Annotated in this window: 7 protein-coding genes; 5 read left to right on the forward strand and 2 right to left on the reverse strand. The window is 58.9% G+C overall.

Features of this window, described 5'->3' with window-relative positions; all coding sequences use genetic code 11:
* The coding region (locus tag H5U08_RS04040) for a methyltransferase (RefSeq protein WP_297030447.1) at nt 1-785 on the forward strand (785 nt) is incomplete at its 5' end.
* A 208-nt stretch (nt 786-993) separates the two neighbouring features.
* Here the strand turns inward: H5U08_RS04040 and H5U08_RS04045 are convergent.
* Nucleotides 994-2,415 carry a hypothetical protein gene (locus H5U08_RS04045; protein ID WP_297030449.1) on the reverse strand — a complete coding sequence of 474 codons (1,422 nt, stop codon included), beginning with the start codon at nt 2,413-2,415 and terminating at the stop codon, nt 994-996.
* A 444-nt stretch (nt 2,416-2,859) separates the two neighbouring features.
* Between H5U08_RS04045 and H5U08_RS04050 the strand changes: the two genes are divergently transcribed.
* From H5U08_RS04050 to H5U08_RS04060, 3 genes are all read left to right on the forward strand, one after another.
* The gene (locus H5U08_RS04050) at nt 2,860-3,510 is read left to right on the forward strand and encodes a hypothetical protein (RefSeq protein WP_297030451.1); all 651 of its coding nucleotides are present in this window, start codon (nt 2,860-2,862) and stop codon (nt 3,508-3,510) included.
* A gap of 74 nt (nt 3,511-3,584) precedes the next feature.
* Nucleotides 3,585-4,466, forward strand: coding sequence for a regulatory iron-sulfur-containing complex subunit RicT (gene ricT / locus H5U08_RS04055; RefSeq protein ID WP_297030454.1), 882 nt, complete (start codon nt 3,585-3,587; stop codon nt 4,464-4,466).
* A gap of 176 nt (nt 4,467-4,642) precedes the next feature.
* Nucleotides 4,643-6,208, forward strand: coding sequence for an inorganic phosphate transporter (locus H5U08_RS04060; RefSeq protein ID WP_297030457.1), 1,566 nt, complete (start codon nt 4,643-4,645; stop codon nt 6,206-6,208).
* A gap of 4 nt (nt 6,209-6,212) precedes the next feature.
* On the opposite strand, the gene H5U08_RS04065 is transcribed toward H5U08_RS04060, so the two are convergent.
* On the reverse strand, nt 6,213-7,721 hold the full coding sequence (locus H5U08_RS04065; protein ID WP_297030459.1) for a Gfo/Idh/MocA family oxidoreductase: 1,509 nt from the start codon (nt 7,719-7,721) through the stop codon (nt 6,213-6,215).
* Between the two features lie 437 nt (nt 7,722-8,158).
* On the opposite strand from H5U08_RS04065, the gene H5U08_RS04070 reads away from it, so the two are divergent.
* Nucleotides 8,159-10,057 (forward strand): FAD-dependent oxidoreductase (locus tag H5U08_RS04070; protein ID WP_297030462.1); only part of this gene is annotated, 1,899 nt, incomplete at its 3' end.

Here is a 10,057-nt window from a genome sequence, read left to right on the forward strand (position 1 = left end):
AAAAGGAGGACCGGTATTTTGTGCCGCCGAAACTGCGGCCGGTACTCAGTGAAAACAGCCCGGACACAGCCATCCCCATGCTGCGGCATCGGATGTCCATGATGCGCGGATGGTCTCAGTTGGCCTGGGCAGCCAAAGCGGGATTTCCTGCTCCCAAAACCTCGGGGATTCGCGGGCCGGACGGGGACCTTCAGGCATTCGTTTTGGCCATGGACGTCGTTTCCCGCGAGGTGGCCGACGATGTGGTGCGGCAGCTCCTGCCCCTTCAGTTCAAGAAAATGCTGGACGTGGGCGCCGGTCCGGGAACATGGACCTTTGCCTTTCTCCGTGCGGTCCCCGAAGCACGGGCCATTCTGTTTGATCTGCCCCATGCGATCTCGCTGGCCCGGCAGAAGGCTGAGCAGGCGGGGTTGGCAGACCGCGTGGAATTCGTAGTGGGTGACTTCTATCGCGACGAGCTTCCATCGGGGGTGGATTTCGTCTGGGTCAGCGCCATCGCCCATCAAAACTCGCGGGAGCAGAATCGTGAACTCTTTCGGAAAGTGTATCGGGCCCTGGAGCCGGGAGGACAGATCGCCATCCGGGACATCGTCATGGATGCCAGCCGCACATCGCCCGTGGATGGTGCACTGTTCGCCATCAACATGCTCGTCAACACGCCCGCTGGCGGTACGTACACGCTTGACGAGTACCGTGAAGACCTGCTGGCTGCCGGCTTTTCGGAACCTCACTTGCGGATTCGCACAGAAAACATGAACAGCGTCATTCTTGCCCACCGGCGGTAACGTGCCCGGGTGTGCGGTGCGTGCAGGCTTCGCGGGCAATCGCCGGTCGATCACTGGCTCTGGACACGGGCGAGTTCAGAGTTTGCGAAAGCCCGCGGATGGAGCTGGGGCCACGCAGAGAAGTTGGAGCCGGAGAAGGTTGAGATCGTCCGCGGCTGATACCGGCAGGAATCTTCCTCGCGGCGAAACCGACGGAAAAGTTTCTTTCTTACTCGGCAAGGAGTGTCCGAAGATTGGCCTGGAGGGATTCAGTGCCGGGGATCGCGGACAGTTCTCGAAGGCCCTTTTCGGCCTCGGCACGGAATTCGGTGAGGCGTCCCTCCCCGGTCAAGGTGGCCTTCCACTGGCGGAACAGTCGCGTCAGGTTAGCCTGGACAGGCTGCGCGCTGGGGGCACATCGCAGTGCCCAGTAGAGCTTCTCGGCAGCCTGGGAAAAATGTTGGGCCTCGGCGAGTGCAATCGCCCAGTTGTTGAGGCTGGCCAGCAGGTTGTCCTTCGCCGACTGGTTGGTGGGATCCAGCCGTAACGCGATGATGTTGTCATAAAGCGCCCTGTCGAACTGGCGAGAAAAAAGGGCGTCCACGCCGCGATTGTAAAAGATCGTCCCGACGATCTGGGTTTCCGACATCGTTCGCCCCTGCTCGTAAAGCCGCCAGTCACGCTCGGAGACCCGGGAGGCAGAAACCAGTCTCCCCAGATCGTCTTCCGGACTCCGATCTCCGGAGCCGATGGTGGGGGCTCTTTTGGCCAGGCCGAATTGCGGAACGCGGGCCACTTCATCCAGCCATCGTGGAGCGGTGCACTCCACGGGTATCGAGGCGAAGGTGGTTTCCACGCGGCAGAAGGCGTGGGTGGGAAGCTGCTGAATCCTTGTGGGATAACCGGCCGCCTCGGCCAGGAGCTTGAAGAGAATGGCCGCACTCACGCAGTTGTAGCGTCCCGTTTTCAACGTCACGCCCGGATTTGTCGCATCGATTTGATACTTGCCTGTGAGAATGTTTTGATGAAGATAGCCAAATACCCTGCGGAGGGCTGAAAACTCGTCCGGGGACTCCTGCCCGAACGTCTTCACCGTTCGAGTGTGCTTCTCCAGTATTTGCTGGTAGCCGGCAATTTCGCGGGCCGAAGTGCCGCCCGCCACGAGCACGGCCTGGAAAAAAGTGAAATCATCCAACCGCTGGTCCTCGCAATCCCGGACCAGGTGCCTTTCGTCCTCAGTCAGGGGACAGGGGCTCCAATCCGCCGCGCGCTGTTCCAATTGCGCCAGCAGATCGGCCGAGATTGCAGCGGCCTGCCCATTGTGCCCATAGGCTCCGTTGATGTCCCGGAAAAAATACGGTTTTCCAACACCGCCCAGGCCGACCGCCTTGGTGACACCTCCCGATGAATTGTCGCCCAAAGGAGGTGTCAGGTTAGCCGCCGCGTAGCTTTCCTGGAGATGTGCCGGACCACCGGATGCAGACCCATCACCCTGCCAGGTCAACGGCAGTCCCAAGCGGAAATGGGTGAATTGACCGACTCCCAGAACCAGGCCGCCGAGCAAAACCGCCGCAAGCGGTCCCCAACCGATCCTGCGGCCACATTGGGTGGGAGATTTCACGATGATGCCACTCGAAGGAGCATGACTCATGGTGGGCATGTTTCCAACTGGCAAATGTGGTGACTGGTCAGGAATTCGCTGTCGGACGACTGCCAGATGTTCAAGCAAACGTAGGTCGCAAACGGAGGGTTGGCAAACGGCGAAATAGAAAAAGGGTGGACAGAATAAATTAGATAAGCGGAATATCCATCAGGCAGGAGATGGTAAAACAGAGTGTATAGGTTGGAATATGACGATTCTTTCGTTCGGATTGGGGCGGACGCTCGGGCCAAAAATCGCCCGGCCAGCCATCGCACAATTCAATCGATTATGGTCACTAAGATGAGTCGCAAAGTGCCTTTTTGGACAGGCCAGGCGGATTTTGCGATTTGAAACGGCAACGGTCCTCGACGCCACCAGTTCTGACCGATTAGAATAAAATCACTCCGAAGTCAACTTTGGCAACAGTCCGGTTGTGGTATCGGATGGGAATAAATGACGGGCTGGCAGTGGTTTCTGGCCCTCGGGCCGCTTTCTGTCTACCTGATGCTGATGGGGTTTCTCAACCTCGTCAGACGCCCTGTACTTTTAACAGGGATGCAGGACAGAATCCTGCTCGGGTTGGCCATTCTCGGGCTGATTGTGGTGGGTCCCGTTGATCTGTTCCTGCCCCTCTCCGTTTACGCGGCGTACGGATCAGCGGTGTGGTTGATTGCCCTCGTTCTGCTGGTCCTGGTGCTCGGACTGGGGGTTCTCACAGCTCCCCCTAAGATCGTCATCCTCAACGTTCCTGTTCATCAGGTGCGTTCCATCATTTCCGAGACCGCCGTGAGCCTCGATACAGATTCACGGTGGGCGGGCGATTGCCTGCTCATGCCCAATTTAGGGATTCAATGCACTCTCATCGCCTGGCCGTCGTGGCGGAACATCACGCTGGCGGCAGTGGGTCCAACGCAGGACTTTCAGGGTTGGAAGCGTTTCGGAGTGGCGCTGAGCAAGCGGCTGGCGACCGTGGAGGTCCGCCCCAATCCAAGGGGAATCTTCTTGGTCGCGCTGGGGGGAATCGTCTTTTCCCTCACCGCCTTCGGCGCTTTTCGAGACCCCAGGGTCGTGGCCGACCTGCTCAGTCGGCTCTGGCCGTTGTAACGCTCCTTCCCTGAAATGGGCGTTTGGTCTTTGTCGATTTGGAACCCTTTTTACCAGAAAGGCCAGGTCCTGCGATGGCTGCTCGCTATATTGTGCGTTTCGGCGCGATGCGTCTTCTGGGCATTTTCACACCCGCGCGAGAGGGAGAAACGTTTGTCCGCGGGGATCGCGTCATTGTTCGGACGGACCGCGGATTGGAAGTCGGAGAGGTGCTCATCGAATCCAGTGAACGCACCGAGTCGTTTCTCACCAACCCGATGCGCGGGCAGATTTTGCGAAAAATGACCCCGGAAGACGAACGCGAGGCGTTACAGATCCGCCGCCGGGCACCCGATGAAATCGCGCGCTGCGAACGGATTATCAAAGAGCTGGGGCTGCAAATGGACCTCGTCGATGTGGAACACATCTTCGGCGGGGAACGGATCATCGTTTACTATCTGGCGGACGGCCGGGTGGATTTCCGCGAGCTGGTTCGCCGGCTGGCCAGTGAGTTCCGCACCCGGATCGAAATGCGGCAGATCGGCGTTCGGGATGAGGCGAGGTTGCTGGCGGATTACGGGGATTGCGGCAAGCCTGTCTGTTGCAACAACCATCTCGTCACGATGCCGCCGGTGTCTATGAAGATGGCGAAGCTCCAGAAGGCCACGCTGGATCCCGCGAAGATCTCCGGTCGATGCGGACGCCTGAAATGCTGCCTTCGCTATGAGTTCGAGCAGTACGAGGAACTTCTCGACAAACTCCCGCCGGTGGGCTCCCGGGTCCTCACCGATGAGGGGGAAGGCGAAGTGATCGGCCATGAGATCCTTGCTCAAAAGGTCCTGGTCGAGACGGGTGACCATGTGAGGAAACTTATCAGCTTGGATAAGATTCGCCAGGTGATTTCCAGGCCGACTGAGCAGGAGGCCGCCGCCGGGGAAGCATCGGGTGGCGAAGGCGCGACGGCTTCCGCGGAATGATGGACGTCCAGCGTTCGCGGGTCCTTCTGAAAAGCCCCGTGTTTCGCTAAATTGAACCGCTGAGAAGTTTTCGTCCCTGGCTTTGCCGAGGCGGAAAGAAGCCGGCGGAGCGAATCTTTCTCAATGGACGATCGGTCTCAGTCGGGTTTGTCGCTGTCTTCCGGGGAAAGAACACCGTGAGCTTGATCACCATTTTGGCCTTTCTCGGGCTGGCGCTGCTGGTATGGGACTGTATCGAGGTCGGCCGGAATGACGCTTCCAACATCGTCAACGCGGTGTTTGGGGCTCGCATTCTCAACCGCAAATGGGCCGTCAGACTGGCCGGCATTGCCGTGATTATCGGCGCAAGTGCTGCCACCCCCGTCTTCGAGACGGCCAGAAAAGGTATTTTTGACCCGGGTCTGCTGACGCTTCATCAGGCGATCGTCGCCTACATCAGTGTGTATCTCGTCGATACGGTTCTCCTGTTCGCCTACTCGGCCTTTGGAATGCCCGTGAGTACCACCGCGTGTCTCGTTTTTGAATTGGTGGGGGCTTCACTCGGGTTGTGCGGTCCGGGAGTGGTTCACTGGGGGAAAGTGTGGACGGTGGTGGCCGCCATATTCGTTTCCATTTTCATGGCCGGCGTTGCTGGTTTTCTGATCCAGCGCGTTTTTCGAGCCGCAATTCGCGACAGGATTGAAGATCGGGAAACCATTCTTCTTCATGGTCCGTGGATTTCCGGCCTCATGCTCACCGGGCTGGGCTGGTTCATGCTCTTCAAGGGTATGTCCGGCATCGCGTTCATCAAAGCGTTTCGGGAATACGCCATCGACCCTTATATCGATGCGTACACCCCCACGCTGGCCTTTTTGACCGTGTGGGGTGGGTTCACCCTGGTTGTCCACCTGTTTCTCTCGTTCTCTGGGAACTTTGGGACGAAGTACTTGTTTCCCGGGCTGGCCATTCTGGGAATGCTCTGTTTGGCGTTTGCCTTTGGGCAGAACGATCTGGCCAATTGCGCGTCCCCGGGGATCTCGGCGTTCTGGTTGTGGCAGCATTCCGATCAAAGTGTCGCCTCGGCCACGCAAATTCAAATCCCGATGTGGGTGCTGACGATTTGCGGCGCTTTGATGGTGACGGGGATGATGACGGAAAATGCCCAACGGGTGACGCGGGCGCAGGTCAATGTGGGAAGTCAATTTGACAGAGTCGCCCTCTATGCGCCGGAGTGGTGTCGCGCGATTGCCCGATGGATTCTCCGCCGATTTCCCCACCGTCCGGAACTGGCGCCTCCTCCCATGGTGACACCGCGGGGAAAGAAGGTCCACTACGACGCCCTTCGCGCGGCGGTGATCAGCTCGGTCAGCGCGGGCGTCATTGCGCTCGCCTCCAGCCGGGGTCTGCCGGTTTCCACAACTTATGTGGCATTCGCCGCCGTTTTGGCGACAGGTTTGGCCGACCGGGTCCTCAGTCGGGGTGATGCGGACCTCAAAATCGGCCGCGCCATCTGGGTGGTGGTAAGCTGGTTCATCGCGGCTGTGATTGCGGTAGCGGCGACCGCCGGGGTTGCCCGGATTATCTACCATCTCGGGATCGTCGGTCTTCTCGTCGCTTTGGCCCTGAATCTGAGCATTCGCTTTTATGCCCAGAAAAGGGCGGACGAACAGGAGGAACGTGTTCACCGCCGACGATCCGAGACTTCCACCGGATCACCCTCCGATCAGCCTCAGCACGCCGAGGCGCTCGGCGAGAAATCGTGACGGCTTACAGCTCCCAGCCCGGGCGATTTTCCCGCCGGATCAGGGCGTTGGCCTCTGCGGAATTGGTGAATTCACCCCTGGTGGAATCCCACCTGAGCTTCTGGTTCACCCGGACCGCAATGGTTCCCAGCAGGATTGTTTCTGCCATGGGATACACCGAAACAAAATTGGCGTCGGATTTCGCTTCTCCCCGACATGCGCGAATGAACTGATCGAGCTCCCCGGCCGGGCGAGGAAGTGTTTTCGGCGGTGGCTGGAAATCCTTCATTCTTTTCTGAGGATTCAACCGGGGGTTGTTTCCCGTAAACCCGGCGAGAATTTTCCCCTGATCACCCACGAAGAGCATGCCTTCCTCGGGCATAGCGAGATTGTCGACCTCGAGTTCGGCCAGCAATTCCGGTCGCAAGCCTCCGTCGTACCAGTGAAGTTTTACAGGGGGCCGATGATCATCACCCGGAAATTCCCAGTGGATGAGGGATGCTCGGGGATAGGAAACGCGGTTGATCTGCTTCTTCCAGGTGTAGTTTTCAATCCGCCAGAATTGACTGCGACTGGCTTCCACACTGATGGGCGATCCCAGGCCCAGGATTTTGAAAATCTGGTAGAAGCTGTAGTGGCCCATGTCTCCCAGGGCACCGGTGCCGAAATCGTACCACCCGCGAAAGACGGCATGGGTGTAAGCGGGATGATAGGGTCGCTCCTGAGCCGGCCCGAGCCACAAATCCCATTCAAACCCGTCGGGCACGGGCACTTTTTCCGTGGGGTATTCGGTCATTCCCTGTGGCCAGAAAGGCCGTGTGGACCAGTTGTGGACTTCGCGAACCTGTCCGATCGCGCCGGCCTGAATCCATTCCGCGATGGTGGCGGCGTCGGGATTGTCGGCCGCGCAGAAAAGCTGCGTGGCCAGCCCGGTTTGCTGGGCCAAATCGCGGAGCGTGCGTACTTCCTGGAGGACGTTAGAAATCGGCTTGTGCGTGATGGCGTGTTTGCCCGCCTTGAGAGCCCGCGCGGCAATGACGCCGTGCAGGTGATCCGGGGTCATGATGTAAACGGCGTCCAGGTCTTTTTCTTCGGCCAGCATTTGCCGGAAGTCCGAATAAGCGCGACACTGCGGTCGTTCGGTAGCGTGGCCCGAGGCTTTCGCGTAATAGCGGGAGACAATCTCCAGGCCGACCTCCCGACCGCAAAGTCCTCCCCGAGCACCTTCGCCCCAGCGAGGATCTTCCAGAAACGCACGGACCTTGGAGACAATCTCCTTCGGTCCCCACTCGGGGTAATCGTCACTCTTTCGATTGGGATCGCAAACCGCTACGATCCTGATGTCCTGTCGTGGGAGGGCCTGCATGAGCTGTCGCAAGCCCTGCGTCCCGCATCCCACATAGCCGATGTGGATTTTTTCGCTTGGAGGGACAAAGCCCGGCCCACCGAGGACAGAGCGAGGGACAACGGTGGCCACCGTCGCCAGCGTGCTGGACGCCACAAATCCACGGCGATTGACTTTTGAACTCAGCATGGGAAGACTCCTCAAACATGGAAATGACGCGGTCAAGTGAGACAGACGCGGTCAAGTGAGACAGGGGTGTCCATCCTGGCGCCCCACATGATGACGCCCAGCATGGCAGATGGCAAGGCTGGTGGCTGATGGGTCGGGGTGGAATCCGCCTGTTCAACCCATTGGAGGGACGCGTTGCAGGGCATACGCTGGCTCGAGTGGAAACCGACCCTCCAATTCATCGGAGAGATGCCTTCCACCGCGTCCCACTTGTCCGCGATCTGGTCTGTCCTCGCCACGGGGAATTCCACACCGCAAGGCACTTGACCGGCCTATAACCGGTGGGTACTGTGATAGTGCGTCGGAAACCAGGATAACATGGGGCAAACCCGGGATGATTGGGGTGGTTATCACTCATCACCCGAGGTGAAACGGGCCATTTTCAGGAGCGTGTTCGGATGATGCGGTTGCAGAATTTTATCGCGTGCAGTATCGCGTTTTGTGTGAGTTTTTCGGCTTGGGCCCAGGATCATCACGTCATCTGGCTGGAAACGGAAAAGTTTGAAAACAGAGGCGGCTGGGTTAACGATGCCCAGTTTGTGGATCAGATGGGATCACCATTTCTGCTGGCCATCGGTTTGGAGGGCCCCGTCCAGGATGCCTCGACTACGGTGAACATTCCCAAGCCCGGGCGTTATCGGGTGTGGGTCCGCAATCGGGATTGGCTCCCTGAATACAGCCCGGGTAAGTTCCAGGTCGTCCTCGGCGACCGCCCGATCGAGCATGTCTTCGGCGCGAACAAGAAAGGTGAATGGATCTGGGAAGACGGGGGCTTCGTGGAGTTGCCGGCCGGTCCATTGTCGGTGAAACTTCACGACCTGACCGGTCATTATTCACGTTGCGATGCAATCGTTTTGAGTGACGACCCGAATTTTCGACCTTCCGACGATTTGGGGCCTCTTGCCCGCCAGCGCGAGATGTACGGCGGCGTCAGCCGGGAAATCAAAACGCTGGAACCCTACGACACAGTGGTTGTGGGCGGTGGATTGGCCGGCACTTTTGCGGCCGTGGCTTCTGCCCGAATGGGATGCCGGACGGTGCTCATTCAAAATCGTCCGGTGTTGGGGGGAAATGGCAGTACGGAGATCCTGGTCAATCCGGAGGGAGATTCCACGCGCGAGCCGCTTGATCCCGGCGAAGGCGGCATCATCGAAGAGGTCCGCGGCGATGTGTTCGGCTATTCCGAACGGCTCCTCAAGTTGGTGAAAAACCAGCCCGGCCTGGATCTGTTCCTCAACACGCACGCCACTGGGGTGGAAATGGAATCGGCCAAACGCATCAAAGCCGTGATCGCGCTGGACGTCAACACTGGTGAGCGGTTGCGGTTCCCCGGGAAGATTTTTATCGACTGCACGGGTGACGGATCGATCGGCGTGTGGGCAGGGGCAGAGTACCGGCACGGCCGGGAACCCCGCTCCATGTACAACGAAAGCCGTGCCCCGGAGGTGGGTGATGTCAACAAAGGAACGATGGGCGGCACGCTGCGGTATGCCACCGAACAGATGGCCCAGCCTGTCCCGTTCAAAGCCCCCGACTGGGCCCACAAGTTCGAGAAGTGCTCCGATTTTAATCCCGGTCGCCATCCTCAGTTACGGTTCGGCGGCTGGCAATGGGTGATTGAGTACGGTGGGGAACTCGATACGTACAAGGATGCCGAAATCATCCGCGATGAGCTCCTGCGGATCATCTGGGGGATGTGGGATCACGCCAAAAACCACTGCCCCAAACTCAAAGAAGAGGCCGAGAATTATAAGCTCACCTGGGTGAGCTACGTGGTGGGCAAGCGCGAGTCGCGCCGCCTGATGGGAGATTACATCATGACCGAGCACGACATCGCCAATCAAACCCTTTTCCCGGATCGTGTCTCCTACGGGGGATGGGGCATTGACATCCACCCGCCCAAAGGATTTTACGATCCGGGGCCCCCCGCGGTGTTCTCGCACAAAGTGAAGTTCTCCGTGCCTTTTCGAAGTTTGTACTCCAAGGATATCGACAACCTCATGATGGCGGGGCGTTGCATTTCTGTAACGCACGTGGCTCTGGGAGCGACGCGGGTGATGATCACCTGTGGTTTGCAGGGGCAGGCGGTAGGTACGGCAGCCGGCTTCTGCAAAATGCATGACACAACGCCCCGCGGAGTTTATGAGCGGTATATCGCTGATCTCCAGCAGCAACTTCTCAAAGATGGCTGCTACATCATCGACCTGCCCAATCAGGACCCGCGTGATCTGGCACGCTCGGCAAAGGTGGCAGCCTCCAGCACCGCGCCCAACGAGGTGTACAAGATCGCGACTCTC

The sequence above is a fragment of the Thermogutta sp. genome (assembly GCF_014359955.1).
Lineage (GTDB): Bacteria > Planctomycetota > Planctomycetia > Pirellulales > Thermoguttaceae > Thermogutta.

What these genes read in the sequence shown, in the direction of transcription:
- H5U08_RS04045 (WP_297030449.1), bottom strand. Translation starts at nt 2,415, where the DNA reads ATGAGTCATGCTCCTTCGAGTGGCATCATCGTGAAATCTCCCACCCAA.
- H5U08_RS04050 (WP_297030451.1), top strand. Translation starts at nt 2,860, where the DNA reads ATGACGGGCTGGCAGTGGTTTCTGGCCCTCGGGCCGCTTTCTGTCTAC.
- ricT (WP_297030454.1), top strand. Translation starts at nt 3,585, where the DNA reads ATGGCTGCTCGCTATATTGTGCGTTTCGGCGCGATGCGTCTTCTGGGC.
- H5U08_RS04065 (WP_297030459.1), bottom strand. Translation starts at nt 7,721, where the DNA reads ATGCTGAGTTCAAAAGTCAATCGCCGTGGATTTGTGGCGTCCAGCACG.